This window comes from Streptomyces goshikiensis (assembly GCF_014650555.1).
GTDB lineage: Bacteria > Actinomycetota > Actinomycetes > Streptomycetales > Streptomycetaceae > Streptomyces > Streptomyces goshikiensis.
Genome location: NZ_BMVE01000001.1, coordinates 583,196 through 597,776, shown reverse-complemented (window position 1 = coordinate 597,776; position 14,581 = coordinate 583,196). Strand labels below are relative to the sequence as shown.

Below are 14,581 nucleotides of genomic sequence, written 5' to 3'. Positions count from 1 at the left end.
GCACGGCCGTACTCACTACGAGCCTAGGAGGATCGCGGGGGAGCCGCCAGAGCAGACCTGTGACGGCGAACACAAGAGGCCGGGCGTGATCGTCTCGTAACATTGCCCCATGTCTTCGACCGAGCTGCCGGGCGTACGGGCCAATCCCGAGCCGTCTTCCCAGGTGGGAGCGGTCCGAGTGGCCGACGGAGAGCAGCTGCGCACCGTCCGGCTGTCCGGACTGGAACTGAACGTCCGGGTACGCCCGCCGGAGCGGGAGGGGTTGCCGCCCGCGCTGTTCGTGCACGGACTCGGCGGTTCCTCGCAGAACTGGTCCGATCTGATGGCGCGGCTGGCCGACACCGTCGACGGCGAGGCCCTGGACCTGCCGGGCTTCGGCTGGTCCCCGCCGCCCGCCGACCGCGACTACTCCCTGACCGCGCTCGCCCGCGTCGTCATCCGCCACCTCGACGCCGCCGGGCGCGGGCCCGTGCACCTCTTCGGCAACTCCCTCGGCGGCGCGGTCTCCACCCGCGTCGCGGCCGTCCGGCCGGACCTGGTGAGCACGCTGACGCTGGTCTCGCCCGCGCTGCCGGAGCTGCGCGTGCAGAAGTCGGCGGTGCCGACCGCACTGTTGGCGCTGCCCGGGATGGCGGGGATGGTCGGGCGGCTGACCCGGGAGCTGAGCGCCGAGCAGCGCACCCGCGGAGTGATGGGCCTCTGTTACGGGGACCCCGGGCGGGTGACGCCGCAGGGCTTCCGCGACGCGGTCGAGGAGATGGAACGGCGCATGGCGCTGCCGTACTTCTGGGACGCGCTGACCCGCTCCTCGCGGGGCATCGTCGACGCGTACACCCTGGGTGGGCAGCACGGACTGTGGCGCCAGGCGCAGCGGGTCCTCGCTCCGACCCTGCTGATCTACGGCGCCCGGGACCAGTTGGTCTCGTACCGTATGGCGCGCAAGGCGGCCGCGGCCTTCCGGGGTTCGCGGCTGCTGTGTCTGCCGCAGGCCGGGCACGTGGCGATGATGGAGTACCCCGAGGTGGTGGGAGCCGCCTTCAGGGAGATGCTGAGCGACACCGGAGTGGGCGCGGGTGCCACCGACCGGAACGCCGGCAACGACGACAACGACAACGACGACGGCAGAGGCTGACACCGTGGGACGACATAGTCGCAAGGAGCCTGCCCCTGGGAGCGGGCCCGCCCCCGCCCGGCCGGCGCCGGCGGAGCCCGCGCCCTACGAGGCGCACGAATCGTACGGAACGCAGGAGGAGTCGGGGGCCTACGAGGCGTACGCGCCGCCGCAGGACTCGCACGCCTCCGCCGACGGATTCGACGCCTTCAGGGCCTCGCGCGATCCGTTCGGGCAGTACGGGCGCACCGCCGAGCCCACCGTCACGCACCCGGGGTACGTGCCCCCGGTGAGGCCCGGCCCGGCGGCGCGCGGCGGGGACCACCCGCAGCTGCGCGAGCCCGGTGGTGCCTGGGGGGCCGCTCCCGAGGCGCCGTCCGCCGGGGGTCCGGCCTCCGACGGCCCGGCCGGCGACGGCCCGGCCGGCGACGCCGCCCACGGGGAGTGGCAGGGGGTGCCGCGCACCCGGCTCTCCGGGGCGGCCACCGTCCCGGAGACCGTCGCACCGGCCTCCGTGACCCCGGCCGCCGGGTTCCCGCGGGTCACGCTCGGGCAGTCGGAGCTCGACGCGGAGACCTCCACCGGCTCCCACCGCCTGGTGCCCGGACCCCGCAGACCGGCCGGGCCCGCCGGTCCGGTGACGCGGACCGGTACGGCGGGCCCGGCAGGCCCGGACGCGACGGCCTACCCGGCCTACCCGGTCGACCTGGACGACCCGATCGACCCGGCCGAGGACGAGGACGTCCCGTCGGCCGGCCCCTCGCGGAGCCGGAAGGCCCGCGTGTACACCGGGATGGCCGCCCTGGCCGTCACCACCGTCCTCGCCGTGGTCGTCGCCGGGCAGCTGACGACGACGGGCAAGACCAGGTCCGACGCCGTCAGCGCCGGGGACGACTCGGGCCGCGCCGTGCCCGGCCAGTCCGCCGCCTCGCGCGGCGACGGCCGTGCCACCCCCGGCGCGGCGGCCCCGGCCGCGCCGGAGCTGACGTTCGAGCAGAAGATGGCCCTGCAGTTCCCCATCGACGCGAAGCTCAAGGGCCCGGGGACCTTCGACACCGTGCCCGGCGTGGCCAAGGCGCCCGGCAAGGGCAAGCTGGTGCGCTACCGCGTCGATGTCGAACAGGGCCTGGGCCTGGACCCGCAGCTGTTCGCCGAGGCGGTCCAGCGCACCCTCAACGACGACCGCAGCTGGTCCCACAAGGGCGCGATGACCTTCGAGCGGGTCCCGGGCGGCGAGGCCGACTTCGTGATCACGCTGGCCAGTCCGGGGACCACCGGGTTCTGGTGCGCCAAGTCCGACCTGGACACCACCGTCGACAACGTCTCCTGCGACTCCGCCTCCACCCAGCGGGTGATGATCAACGCCTTCCGCTGGGCGCAGGGCTCGGTGACGTTCGGCCCGAACGCGATGTTCGCCTACCGGCAGATGCTCATCAACCACGAGGTCGGGCACCGGCTCGGACACGGGCACGTGAGCTGCCGGACGCCCGGCGCGCTCGCTCCGATCATGCAGCAGCAGACGAAGTCCCTGGACCTCGAAGGAATTCACTGTCTGCCCAACCCTTGGGTGTTTCCGAGCAGTTGACGGGAAATGGCGGTGCGTGGACCGAATTCGGCATTGACAACCTGTCCGATGATCGGTAATTGTTCTCCGCATGTCGCACCGCCACACCACTTCCGCGAGCGCCGCCATTGAGCGGGCGCTGCTTGGTGTGACCGCGCACAGCGTGTCCGACGTTCTCTGTCGCTGACGCCTGCCTGAGCGCGCGACGCATTTCTTCTCCCCGTTTCGCCGCGCCCGGGCCCGCCCATGCCCGCGGGTGCGGCTTTTCCTTTGACGCCGTTCATTGATCCGGCATTCGACGACTGCCGGACGCCGCCCCTCGCGTGGCCCCCTTCCGCATTCCCCTTCACGCCGAGAGGTCCCTTTCCCATGCTCCGTCAGTCCCACACATCGCGCCGCGTGGCCGCGGTCGCCGTCAGCCTCGTACTGGCCGGGGGCGCCGCGGCGTGCGGGCCCAAGGGCGGTACGGAAAAAGCCGGTTCGGGCTCCGGCGCGCCGGGCGGTGCCCCGCGCGAGGGCGGCACGCTGACCGTCCTGAACGCCGAGCCGCAGAGCGACTTCGACCCGGCCCGCCTCTACACCTCGGGCGGCGGAAACGTTCCCTCGCTGGTGTTCCGCACGCTCACCACCCGCAACCGCGAGGACGGCGCGGCCGGCACCAAGGTCGTACCCGACCTGGCCACCGACACCGGCAAGGCGAACGCCGACGCCACCGAGTGGACGTACACCCTCAAGGACGGCCTGAAGTACGAGGACGGCACCCCGATCACCACCGCCGACATCAAGTACGGCATCGAGCGCTCCTTCGCCGCCGAGCTGTCGGGCGGCGCCCCCTACCTGCGGGACTGGCTCGTCGGCGGCGAATCGTACGAGGGCCCGTACAAGAACGGCGGCAAGGGCCTCGACTCGATCGTCGTCCCCGACGAGAAGACGATCACCTTCAAGCTGCGCAAGCCCGAGGGCGAATTCCCCTTCCTCGCCACCCAGACCCAGTTCGCCCCCGTGCCCAAGGCCAAGGACACCGGCGTCACCTACGAGGAACACCCGGTCTCCTCCGGCCCGTACAAGGTCGTCAAGAACGAAGGCGACGGCGAGCACCTTACCCTGGAGCGCAACGAGCACTGGGACCCGAAGACCGACGAGGAGCGCAAGGCCTACCCGGACAAGATCGACGTCCGCTCCGGTCTCGACGTCGCCGTCATCAACCAGCGGCTCTCCACCAGCTCCGGCGCCGACGCCGCCGCCATCACCACCGACACCAACCTCGGCCCCGCCGAACTGGCCCAGATCGGCGGCGACAAGCAGCTCGCGGCGCGCGTCGGTACCGGCCACTTCGGCTACACCAACTACCTCGCCTTCAACCCCAAGGTCGCCCCCTTCGACAACCCGAAGGTGCGCCAGGCCATCTCGTACGCCGTCAACCGCACCAGCGTCGTCAACGCGGCGGGCGGCTCGGCGCTGGCCGAGCCCGCCACCACCTTCCTGCCCGAGCAGGAGGCCTTCGGCTTCACGAAGTACGACCACTTCCCGGCCGGCGCCACCGGCGACGCGGCGAAGGCCAGAGAACTGCTGAAGGAGGCCGGCTTCCCCGACGGCATCAGCATCACCCTGACCCACAACACCGCCCAGAACCGGCAGACCGGCCCCGAGATCGCGACCGCCGTCCAGCAGGCCCTCGCCGCGGCCGGGATCACCGTCAAGCTGGAGGGCCTGGAGAACAACGCCTTCAACGAGCGGCGCTGGGACGCCAAGAACACCCCCGGCTTCTTCCTCTCCCGCTGGGGCGCCGACTGGCCGTCCGGCGGCCCCTTCCTCGCGCCGATCTTCGACGGCCGGCAGATCGTCACCAACGGCTCCAACTACAACCACGCGCAGCTCGACGACCAGGCCGTGAACACCGAGATCGACGAGATCGCCAAGCTCACCGACCTCGCCGCCGCCGGCAAGCGCTGGGGCGCGCTCGACAAGAAGATCGGCGAGCAGGCCCTCGACGTACCGCTGTTCCACCCGGTCTACAAGCGGCTCGTCGGCAAGGACGTCAAGAACGTCGTCATCAGCGACTGGACTGGCGTCCTCGACATCTCGCAGGTCTCCGTCAAGTGACCGTCCTCCTCGAACCGGCCGCGCCCGCGCCCGGGGCCCTCGCCCCGGGCGCGGGCCCCGCGCCCCGGGCCTGGCGCCGGCTGCGCCGCCGGCCCGCCGCCCTCCTCGCGGGCGGCGCACTGGCGCTGCTCGTCCTCCTCGCCCTCGCCGCGCCCCTGCTCGCCCAGCTCAGCGGCCAGGACCCGAACGCCTACCACGACGACCTCGTCGACTCCGCGCGCGGCGGCGTCCCGCTCGGCTCCTTCGGCGGGATCTCCGGCGACCACTGGCTCGGCGTCGAACCCGGCACCGGCCGCGACCTGTTCACCCGGCTGCTCTACGGGGCACGGGTCTCGCTGCTCGTCGCCCTCGGCGCGACCGTCCTCCAGGTCCTCCTCGGGGTCGTCGCCGGACTCACCGCCGCCCTCGGCAACCGCCTCCTCGGCCGGCTCATCGCCCGCGTCACCGACGTGATGATCGCCCTGCCGCTGCTGGTGCTCGCCATCGCGCTGACCGCCGTCGTACCGCCCGACTTCCCGAGGCCGCTGCTGCTGGTCCTGGCCATCGGGATCCTCGACTGGGGCGGCGTCGCCCGCATGGTGCGGGCCCAGACCCTCTCCCTGCGCGGCCTCGACTTCGTCGAAGCCGCCCGGCTGTCGGGCAACTCCACCCTGCGGATCGCCCGCCGCGAACTGCTGCCCTCCCTCGCCGCGCCCGTCATCACCCTCGCCGCGCTCAAGGTCCCCACCAACATGGTGATCGAGGCCTCGCTCTCCTTCCTCGGGGTCGGCGTCAAACCGCCCACCCCGTCCTGGGGACAGATGCTCTCCGGCGCCCAGACCTGGTTCCGCGCCGACCCCGCCTACGTGCTCCTCCCCGCCGGGCTGCTCTTCGTCACCGTGCTCGCCTTCACCGTCCTCGGCGACGGCGTCCGCACGGCCCTCGACCCGCGCGCGGGCTCGCGCCTGCGGGTCGGCACCAGAAAGGAGCGCACGGCGTGACCCGCTTCGTGCTCGGACGGCTCGGCGGGGCCCTGCTGGTCCTGCTCGTCCTCTCCCTCGCCGTCTACGCCCTCTTCTACGTCGCCCCCGGCGACCCCGCCCGCCTCGCCTGCGGGGAACGCTGCAACCCGGCGCAGATCGCCCAGGTGCGCGAGCAGCTCGGACTGAACGACTCCGTCGTCGTGCAGTACCTGCACTTCCTCCAGGGACTGCTGGCCGGCCGCGACTACTCCGGCGGCGCCGCCGTGCTGCACTGCGACGCGCCCTGCCTCGGATTCTCGTACCAGAACGACCGGCAGGTCACCGAGCTGCTCCTGGAGCGGCTGCCCGCCACCTTCTCGCTGGCGCTCGGCGCGCTGGTGATCTGGCTCGTCGTCGGCGTGGGCACCGGACTGCTGTCCGCGCTGCGCCGAGGCGGGGCCACCGAGCGGGTCCTGACCGTGCTCACCCTCGCCGCCACCGGCACCCCCGTCTTCATCCTCGGGCTGCTGCTCCTCATGGCCGTCTGCGCCTACCTCCAGTGGCTCCCCTTCCCGACCTACGTGCCGTTCGGCGAGGACGCCGAGCAGTGGGCGTGGAACCTGCTGCTGCCCTGGATCACCCTCGGTGTCTTCGAAAGCGCCAAGTACGCCCGCATCACGCGCAGTTCCACCCTGGAGACGCTGGCCGAGGACCACATCCGCACCTTCCGCGCCTACGGGGTGGGGGAGCGGGCCCTGGTCACCCGGCACGCGGTGCGCGGCGCCGTCGCGCCCGTGATCGCCCTCAGCGCCGTGGACTTCGGGACGATGATCGGAGGCGCCGTGCTGACCGAGTCCCTGTTCGGCATCCCCGGCCTCGGCAAGACCCTCATCGACGGGGTCCGGGTCGTTGACCTGCCCGTCGTCGTCGGAGTCGTCCTGGCCATCGGCACGGCCGTCGTGATCGCCGGAGCCGTCGCCGACCTGCTGTACGCCGTCGCCGACCGAAGGGTGACCCTGTCATGAGCGACCTCCTCGTGGACGTGCGCGACCTCGTCGTCGACTTCCCGGTCGGGGGCCCCGGCGCGTACGTACGGGCCGTGGACGGCGTCTCCTTCACGATGGGTCCGGGGCACGCCCTGGGCATCGTCGGCGAGTCCGGGAGCGGCAAGTCCACCGTGGCCGCCGCCCTGCTGGGCCTGCACCGGGGCACCGGCACCCGGCTCGGCGGCACCGTACGCGTGGCCGGCACCGACGTCGGCGGCGCCTCCGCCGCCGAGCTGCGGCGGCTGCGCGGCGCCACCGCCGCGATGGTCTTCCAGGACCCGCTCAGCTCCCTCGACCCGTACTACGCCGTGGGCGACCAGATCGCCGAGGTGTACCGGGTCCACGCGGCCGTCTCCCGGCGGGCCGCCCGCGCCCGCGCCGTGAGCGTCCTGGACCGCGTCGGCATCCCCGACGCCGTCCGCCGCTCCCGCGCGCGGCCGCACGAGTTCAGCGGCGGCATGCGCCAGCGGGCGCTGATCGCCATGGCCCTGGTCTGCGAACCGCGGCTGCTCATCGCCGACGAGCCGACCACCGCGCTGGACGTCACCGTGCAGGCGCAGATCCTGGACCTGCTGCACGGGCTGCGCCGGGAGGAGGGGCTCGGGCTGCTGCTCGTCACGCACGACGTGGGCGTGGCGGCGGAGAGCGTGGACGAGCTGCTCGTCATGCGGGACGGCCACGCGGTGGAGCGGGGACCGGTGGCGGAGGTACTGGCCGGCCCGGCGGACCCGTACACCCGGGCCCTGCTGGCGGCCGTACCCCGGCTGGACGCACCGCGAAAGCCCCGCCCGTCCCGGGAGACGGCCACGACGGCCGCCGGGGTGGCCGGGGTGGCGGGTGGGGACGGGGCGGAGGTGCCCGTCGTCGAGGCGCTCGGGCTGCGGCGGGAGTTCGGGCGCGGCAAGCGCCGGGTCACCGCCGTCGGCGGCGTCTCGCTCGCCGTCCGCGCGGGCGAGACCCTCGGCGTCGTCGGCGAGAGCGGCAGCGGCAAGAGCACCCTCGGCCGGATGCTCGTCGGGCTGCTGGAACCCAGCTCCGGACGGGTCCGCCACGCCGGCGACGAAGCCCGCGGCATCCCGGCCGGGGTCCAGATGGTGTTCCAGGACCCGGTGTCCTCCCTCAACCCGCGCCGCTCGGTCGGCGAGTCCATCGCCGACCCGCTGCGCGCCGCCGGGGAACGCGACGAGGCGGCCATACGGGCCCGCGCCCTGGCGCTCCTCGAACGCGTCGGACTGGAGCCCGGGCACTACGACCGCTACCCGCACGAGTTCAGCGGCGGCCAGCGCCAGCGCGTCGGCATCGCCCGCGCCCTGGCGCCCCGGCCCCGGCTGATCGTCTGCGACGAACCCGTCTCCGCCCTCGACGTCACCACGCAGGCGCAGGTCACCGCCCTGCTGGCGGAGCTCCAGCAGGAGCTCGGCATCGCGCTCGTCTTCATCGCGCACGACCTCGCCGTGGTCCGGCAGGTCAGCGACCGGGTCGCCGTCATGCGCAGCGGCGAGATCGTCGAGGAGGGCCCGGTGGACGAGGTGTACGACCGGCCGGCGCACCCCTACACCCGGCAGCTGCTGGACGCGGTACCGGTCCTCGACCCGGAACTCGCCGCCGCCCGCCGCCACAGGGCCGTAGGCCCTTCCTAGCGCGCTCGAACGCGAACCGTACGGGAAAGTTACGACTCTTCACCCCTTCCGGTGGCGCGACGGACAACCGTCCGTCGCGCCTTCGGCATATCCGCTTGAGTTCTTCCGCGGCGGGTCGCCGGACCGACGACGACCGCCTGGACGGGAGATCGGGGGTGCCACTCGTGCGGATCGGACTGCTCACCGAAGGTGGTTATCCGTATGCGACGGGAGAGGCGAGGCTGTGGTGTGACCGGCTGGTGCGCGGGCTCCCGCAGCACGAGTTCGAGCTCTACGCGCTGAGCCGCAGCGCCGAGCAGGAGGAACACGGCCGGGTCCTCCTGCCGGAGCACGTCACGCGCGTCTGGACCGCCCCGCTGTGGGCCCCCGCCGACGACGGCCGCAGCTACAACTGGCGCGAGCGCCGCCGCTTCGCCGAACGCTTCCGGGAACTGGTCCGCGGGATCTGCGCGGCCGAGGCCGAGCCCTTCGCCGCCGGACTGTACGGACTGGCCGAACTCGCCCGGGAACAGGGCGGGCTGTACGCGGCGCTGCGCTCCGAGACCGCCGTGCGGGCCGTGGAGTCGGCCTGCCGGGCGCCGGGCGCGAGCCGCGCCGTAGGGACCGCGCAGGTGCCGGACCTGCTGGAGTTCGTCGACGAACTGGAGCGCGCGCTGCGGCCGCTGTCCCTCGACTGGTACGAGGAGCTCGGCGCGGTGGACGTCTGCCACGCGGCCGCCGGCGGGGTCGCGGCCCTCCCCGGGCTGCTGGCCAAACGCTTCTTCGGGGTGCCGCTGCTCGTCACCGAGTACGGGGTCCGGCTGCGCGCCCACTACCTGGAGCACTCCGACGGGAGCCGGCGGCCCGCCGTGCACGCCCTGCTCGCCGCCTTCCACACCCGGCTCGCCGGCGAGATCTACGCCGAGGCCGACTTCCTGACCCCCGGCAACGCCCACGCCCGCCGCTGGCAGGAGCGCTGCGGCGCCCGCCGGGACCGGCTGCGGACCGTCCACCCGGGGATGGAGGCGGACCGATTCGCCACCGTCGGGGAGGCCGGCGACTGCGGGGACCCGGACACGCTGGTGTGGGTCGGCCGGGTGGAGCCCGCCAAGGACCTCATCGCCCTGCTGCACGCGTTCGCCGAGGTGCGGCGGGCCGAACCGGGCACCCGGCTGCGGATCTTCGCGACCGGCGCGGCGCCCGACTACCTCGCCGACTGCCGGTCGCTGGCCGCGCAGCTCTTCCCGGACGAGGCCGCCGACGCGGTCACGGCGGGGGAGAACCCCGTCACCTTCGAGGAGATCGGCGGCCCCGAGGTGCCCTCGTCGGCCGATGCGTACGGGGCCGGGCGGGTGGTCGTGCTGTCCTCCGTCGTCGAGGGCTTCCCGATCACCCTGGCCGAGGCCATGTTCTGCGGCCGGGCCACCGTGTCCACCGACGCGGGAGCGGTCTGCGAGGTGATCGGCGGGACCGGGCTCGTGGTGCCGCCGCGCAACCCCCGGGCGCTGGCCGACGCCTGCCTGTCGCTGCTGCGCGACCCGGACCGGGCGCGGCGGCTGGGTGCGGCCGCGCGGGCGCGGGCGCTGGAGCTGTTCACCGTCGAGCAGAACGTGGCCGCCTTCCGGGAGATCTACCTCCAGCTGCTGGCCCGGGGCCCCGCCCGGCCGGACGGGGACGTCCCGTTCGCCCAGCCGCCCGAGGCGCGGGTCCCGGGCCACTGGACGACGCCGACATGGGCGCCGCTGCCGGACCCTGCGGGGGCGGCGGGCGCCGGCGGCGCGCGTGCGGGCACCGGGCGGGCCGGTGCGGACGCGGATGCGGACACGGGTGCCGAACGGGCCGGTGCGGGTACCGGGCGGGCCGGTGTGGACGTCGGTGCCGAACGGGCCGGTGCGGGTGTCGGTGTGGGTACCGGGCGGGCCGGTGCGAGCGCCGGGGGTGGCGAACGGCCCGGTGGCGGGGGTGTTGGCGGCGCTGCGGGCGGGGGCGACGCCGCCGCCGGGGCCGCCCGGAGCTCGGAGGCCGCCGTATGAGCGTCGAGGAAGCGGTACCCGTGACCCCCCGGCGGCGGCCCGCCGGGGACCCCGTCAAAGCACTGCTGCACCGGCACCGGGCGCTCTGCGAGCGGGCCGTTGACCCGCTGGAGATCGCCGCCGGCCTGGAGGCGCACGGCCTCACCGACCGCACCGCCGCGCGGTTCCGGCACCGGGACGTCTTCTCCCTCGCCGAGGAGCTGTACGCGCGGACCCCCCGCGGGGACGCCCCGCCGGGCCCCGCCCGGCCGGCCCGTACCGCGGCCCCGCCGGCAATGCGCCGCCTCGGGTACGCCCTGCTGCCCGGGGCCCTCGCCCTCGGCGCGAGCGCCGCCGGGGTGGCGTGGGCCGGGCCCGTCGCGGTCGCGGCGGTGGCCGCCGCCCTGGTGTGGCCCGGCCGGACCGCCGGGGGGCGGTTCCCCGGGCTCGCGCACCTGCTCGCGGCGCTCGCCGTCGGCTGGGCCACGTACCGGCACGGCGCCGTCCTCGCCGTCGCCCTCGCCCTGGCCGTCCTGCCCGGGTACCTGGCCGCCGCCGGATACGCGGCCCTGGCCCGGCGCAGGCTCGCCGGGAGCCGGGCCCTGGAGGAGTTCGCCGCCGGGGCGAGGCCGCTGTTCCTCGGGGCGCTCACCCTGTTCACCGCGGCCGCCGCGGGGGCGGCCGCGCTCGCCGGGGCGCCGCTCGCCGAGGCCGTACCGCTCGCGGTGCTGCTGTTCCTGACCCGGCTGCTGCTCAGCCACGGAGCCCGCGGCGCCCACCGCAGGCCCGTCGCCGCCGCGCTGGCCCTCGCGCTGGTCCCGGCGGCCGCGGCCGCCGCCGCCGCGGGGCTCCTCGTACTCGCCGTCCTCGCGCTGTCCCGCGCGTCGGCGCACGCACCCGTCGGGGACGACCGGCCCTGACACCCGTAACCCCTCTGTCCCTCTGTCCCCTTCTGTTCCCCGTCTTTTCGCCACCCGTCCTTCGGAGCCGACGCCGAAGCCCCGTACCCCCTTCCCACCGACCAAGGAGAAACAGGATGACCGGCCAGCCAACCAACCAAGGGGCCGCGCGATGAGGGTGCTGCTGATCGGAGCCAACGGATACCTCGGACGCTACGTCGCCGACCGGCTGCTCGCCGACCCCGCCGTCCAGCTCACCGCGCTCGGCCGCGGTGACGACGCGGACGTCCGCTTCGACCTCGCCACCGGGAGCCCCGGCGCGCTCACCCGGTTCCTCGACGCCGTCCACCCGGGCGTCGTCATCAACTGCGCCGGCGCCACCCGCGGCGGCGCCCGGGAGCTGACCCGGCACAACACCGTCGCCGTCGCCACCATCTGCGAGTCGCTGCGCCGCAGCGGCTGCGGGGCCCGGCTCGTCCAGCTCGGCTGCGCCGCCGAGTACGGGCCCAGCCAGCCCGGTTCGTCCACGGCCGAGGACGCCGTGCCGAGACCCGGCGGGCCGTACGGCGTCAGCAAGCTCGCCGCCACGGAGCTGGTCCTCGGGTCCGGGCTGGACGCGGTCGTCCTGCGGGTCTTCTCGCCCGTCGGACCCGGCACCCCGGCCGGGTCCCCGCTCGGCCGGCTCGCCGAGGCCATGCGGCGGGCGATGCAGGCAGGGGACGGCGAGCTCAAGCTGAGCGGGCTCGGCGTGCAGCGCGACTTCGTGGACGTACGGGACGTGGCGCGGGCCGTGCACGCCGCCTCGCTCTCCGCGGCCCAGGGCGTCGTGAACATCGGCACCGGCCGCGCGGTCCGGCTCCGGGACGCGGCGGCCGTGCTCGCCAGGGTCGCCGGGTACGGAGGCTCGCTGTACGAGCTCGACGTACCGAACGCGGGGGACCGGCAGCACGGCGCCGGACACGGTCCCGGTCACGGTCCCGGACACGGCCTCGGCGCGGGCCACGGCCACCCGGGGCGGCAGGCCGGCCTGGCCGCGATCGGCTCCCCGCGGTCCGAGGCGACGCCCGAGCAGCTCGCGGGCGCGCTGCCGCCCCCGTACCCCTACCCGGACGGCTGCGGCGCCTGGCAGCAGGCCGACGTGCGCACGGCCCGCGACCGGCTCGGCTGGCGGCCCCGGATCAACCTGGAGGAGTCCCTCGCGGACATCTGGATGGAGGCGGCGTGCCGCATCTGACCACCCCGCCGGGGGCCCGGCTGCCGGGCGCCCGGGCCGGCGGCATGGGCTTCGGGATCCCCGGGTACGCGCACCCGCTGCTCGCCCCGGTGGAATGGGCCGAGCTGACCCGGCCCGGGACCCCGCTGCACTGGGCCGTGCTCAACGTGACGGACGGGCCGGGCGGCCGGCCCGACCCGCACTGCACGGAGGCGGCGGCCAGGCTCCGGGAGGCCGGCGGGACCGTACTCGGCCACCTCGCGATGCGGAACGGGAAGCGCTCCTTCGGGGAGCTGGTCTCCGACGCCCACCGCTTCCGGGACTGGTACCGGGTGGGCGGGTTCTACCTCGCCGACGCCCCGGCCGACCGGGGGGAACTCGAAGCGGTGCGCCGGGTCGTGGACACCCTGCGGGGGCTCGGCGACGGGCTCCGGATCGTCCTCGGGCACGGCACCCACCCGTACGCGGGCTATGCGGACGCGGCCGACCAGCTGGTGACCTTCTCCGGGGCGTGGGCCGACTACCGCTGGTCGCAGGTGGCCGAATGGACCTCCGAGCACCCGCCGGAGCGGTTCTGCCACCTGGTGCACGGGGTGCCGCGCACGCATCTGGAGGAGGCCGTCCGGATCGCGCGCTGGCAGGGCGCCGGCACCGTCTGGTTCACCGACCGCAGGGGCGCCGGGGACCGGGACCCATGGGCCTCGATGCCCGCGTACTGGGACGAAATCGTCTCACGCATCGGACTGGGTGTCTCGGAATGAAGAGGGGCGTGGCAGTGTTACGGGAAGAACAACCGTTCAGACATAGCAATCTACGGAGTCCCCGTGTCGCTGCCACCCCTGGTCGAGCCGGCTGCTGAGCTCACCGTTGACGAGGTCCGTCGGTACTCCCGCCACCTGATCATCCCGGATGTCGGGATGGACGGTCAGAAGCGCCTGAAGAACGCCAAGGTGCTGGCCGTGGGCGCGGGCGGCCTCGGCTCGCCCGCCCTCATGTACCTGGCCGCGGCCGGCGTCGGCACGCTGGGCATCGTGGAGTTCGACGAGGTCGACGAGTCGAACCTGCAGCGCCAGATCATCCACAGCCAGGCGGACATCGGCCGTTCCAAGGCCGAGTCGGCCCGTGACAGCGTGCTGGGCATCAACCCGTACGTCAACGTGGTCCTTCACGAAGAGCGGCTCGAAGCCGAGAACGTGATGGAGATCTTCAGCCAGTACGACCTCATCGTCGACGGCACGGACAACTTCGCCACGCGCTACCTCGTCAACGACGCCTGCGTACTGCTGAACAAGCCGTACGTGTGGGGTTCGATCTACCGCTTCGACGGCCAGGCCTCGGTCTTCTGGTCCGAGCACGGGCCGTGCTACCGCTGCCTGTACCCGGAGCCGCCGCCGCCGGGCATGGTCCCGAGCTGCGCCGAGGGCGGCGTGCTGGGCGTGCTCTGCGCGTCCATCGGGTCCATCCAGGTCACCGAGGCCATCAAGGTCCTCACCGGCGTCGGCGAGCCGCTGGTCGGCCGTCTGATGATCTACGACGCCCTGGAGATGCAGTACCGCCAGGTCAAGGTCCGCAAGGACCCCGACTGCGCGGTCTGCGGCCCGAACGCGACCGTCACCGAGCTCATCGACTACGAGGCCTTCTGCGGCGTCGTGTCGGAGGAGGCCCAGGAGGCGGCCGCCGGCTCCACGATCACTCCGAAGCAGCTCAAGGAGTGGATCGACGGTGACGAGCCGATCGAGATCATCGACGTCCGCGAGGTCAACGAGTACGAGATCGTCTCGATCCCCGGTGCGAAGCTGATCCCCAAGGGCGAGTTCCTGATGGGCACGGCCCTCCAGGACCTGCCGCAGGACAAGCGCATCGTCTTGCACTGCAAGACGGGTGTCCGCAGTGCGGAAGTTCTCGCCGTCCTGAAGTCCGCGGGCTTCGCGGACGCGGTGCACGTCGGTGGCGGCGTCATCGGCTGGGTCCACCAGATCGAACCCGAGAAGCCGGTCTACTAGGCCGCACCGGAAGCCGTATCGGAAGCAGTACCGAGGAAGGGCCGTGCCCGCGCCGAATCGCGCGGACACG

The 14,581-nt window shown here is 74.0% G+C and carries 12 protein-coding genes; all 12 read left to right on the top strand.

Features of this window, described 5'->3' with window-relative positions; genetic code table 11:
• Nucleotides 1–109: 109 nt before the first annotated feature.
• The 12 genes from IE248_RS02655 to moeZ all read left to right on the top strand — a co-directional run bounded on the left by IE248_RS02655 (nucleotide 110) and on the right by moeZ (nucleotide 14,511).
• Nucleotides 110–1,132, top strand: coding sequence for an alpha/beta fold hydrolase (locus tag IE248_RS02655; protein WP_008737139.1), 1,023 nt, complete (start codon nucleotides 110–112; stop codon nucleotides 1,130–1,132).
• Nucleotides 1,074–2,696, top strand: coding sequence for a DUF3152 domain-containing protein (locus IE248_RS02650; protein ID WP_190029874.1), 1,623 nt, complete (start codon nucleotides 1,074–1,076; stop codon nucleotides 2,694–2,696). Before IE248_RS02655 ends, IE248_RS02650 begins: the two co-directional genes overlap by 59 nt.
• A 70-nt stretch (nucleotides 2,697–2,766) precedes the next feature.
• Nucleotides 2,767–2,862 (top strand): Ms4533A family Cys-rich leader peptide, encoded by a 96-nt coding sequence (locus IE248_RS38535; protein ID WP_322870819.1) that lies wholly within the window; start codon nucleotides 2,767–2,769, stop codon nucleotides 2,860–2,862.
• A 182-nt stretch (nucleotides 2,863–3,044) separates the two neighbouring features.
• The gene (locus IE248_RS02645) at nucleotides 3,045–4,778 is read left to right on the top strand and encodes an ABC transporter substrate-binding protein (protein ID WP_190029873.1); all 1,734 of its coding nucleotides are present in this window, start codon (nucleotides 3,045–3,047) and stop codon (nucleotides 4,776–4,778) included.
• Nucleotides 4,775–5,758, top strand: coding sequence for an ABC transporter permease (locus tag IE248_RS02640; RefSeq protein WP_008737134.1), 984 nt, complete (start codon nucleotides 4,775–4,777; stop codon nucleotides 5,756–5,758). Before IE248_RS02645 ends, IE248_RS02640 begins: the two co-directional genes overlap by 4 nt.
• The gene (locus IE248_RS02635; RefSeq protein ID WP_008737132.1) at nucleotides 5,755–6,744 is read left to right on the top strand and encodes an ABC transporter permease; all 990 of its coding nucleotides are present in this window, start codon (nucleotides 5,755–5,757) and stop codon (nucleotides 6,742–6,744) included. Before IE248_RS02640 ends, IE248_RS02635 begins: the two co-directional genes overlap by 4 nt.
• Nucleotides 6,741–8,405, top strand: a complete 1,665-nt coding sequence (locus IE248_RS02630) for a dipeptide ABC transporter ATP-binding protein (RefSeq protein ID WP_190029872.1) — start codon at nucleotides 6,741–6,743, stop codon at nucleotides 8,403–8,405. Before IE248_RS02635 ends, IE248_RS02630 begins: the two co-directional genes overlap by 4 nt.
• A gap of 164 nt (nucleotides 8,406–8,569) precedes the next feature.
• The gene (locus IE248_RS02625; RefSeq protein WP_229895096.1) at nucleotides 8,570–10,417 is read left to right on the top strand and encodes a DUF3492 domain-containing protein; all 1,848 of its coding nucleotides are present in this window, start codon (nucleotides 8,570–8,572) and stop codon (nucleotides 10,415–10,417) included.
• Nucleotides 10,414–11,316 (top strand): hypothetical protein, encoded by a 903-nt coding sequence (locus tag IE248_RS02620; RefSeq protein ID WP_190029871.1) that lies wholly within the window; start codon nucleotides 10,414–10,416, stop codon nucleotides 11,314–11,316. Before IE248_RS02625 ends, IE248_RS02620 begins: the two co-directional genes overlap by 4 nt.
• Before the next feature lie 151 nt (nucleotides 11,317–11,467).
• Nucleotides 11,468–12,529, top strand: a complete 1,062-nt coding sequence (locus IE248_RS02615; RefSeq protein WP_037798105.1) for an SDR family oxidoreductase — start codon at nucleotides 11,468–11,470, stop codon at nucleotides 12,527–12,529.
• Nucleotides 12,517–13,269, top strand: a complete 753-nt coding sequence (locus IE248_RS02610) for a spherulation-specific family 4 protein (RefSeq protein ID WP_190029870.1) — start codon at nucleotides 12,517–12,519, stop codon at nucleotides 13,267–13,269. Before IE248_RS02615 ends, IE248_RS02610 begins: the two co-directional genes overlap by 13 nt.
• Before the next feature lie 63 nt (nucleotides 13,270–13,332).
• Nucleotides 13,333–14,511: an adenylyltransferase/sulfurtransferase MoeZ gene (gene moeZ / locus IE248_RS02605; RefSeq protein ID WP_008743835.1), complete on the top strand. Its 1,179-nt coding sequence runs from the start codon at nucleotides 13,333–13,335 to the stop codon at nucleotides 14,509–14,511.
• Nucleotides 14,512–14,581: the final 70 nt, after the last annotated feature.

Bases quoted from the DNA above. Each gene is read 5' to 3' on its own strand.
- IE248_RS02630 (WP_190029872.1), top strand. From the start codon at position 6,741: ATGAGCGACCTCCTCGTGGACGTGCGCGACCTCGTCGTCGACTTCCCG.
- IE248_RS02655 (WP_008737139.1), top strand. From the start codon at position 110: ATGTCTTCGACCGAGCTGCCGGGCGTACGGGCCAATCCCGAGCCGTCT.
- IE248_RS02620 (WP_190029871.1), top strand. From the start codon at position 10,414: ATGAGCGTCGAGGAAGCGGTACCCGTGACCCCCCGGCGGCGGCCCGCC.
- IE248_RS02645 (WP_190029873.1), top strand. From the start codon at position 3,045: ATGCTCCGTCAGTCCCACACATCGCGCCGCGTGGCCGCGGTCGCCGTC.
- IE248_RS02615 (WP_037798105.1), top strand. From the start codon at position 11,468: ATGAGGGTGCTGCTGATCGGAGCCAACGGATACCTCGGACGCTACGTC.
- IE248_RS38535 (WP_322870819.1), top strand. From the start codon at position 2,767: ATGTCGCACCGCCACACCACTTCCGCGAGCGCCGCCATTGAGCGGGCG.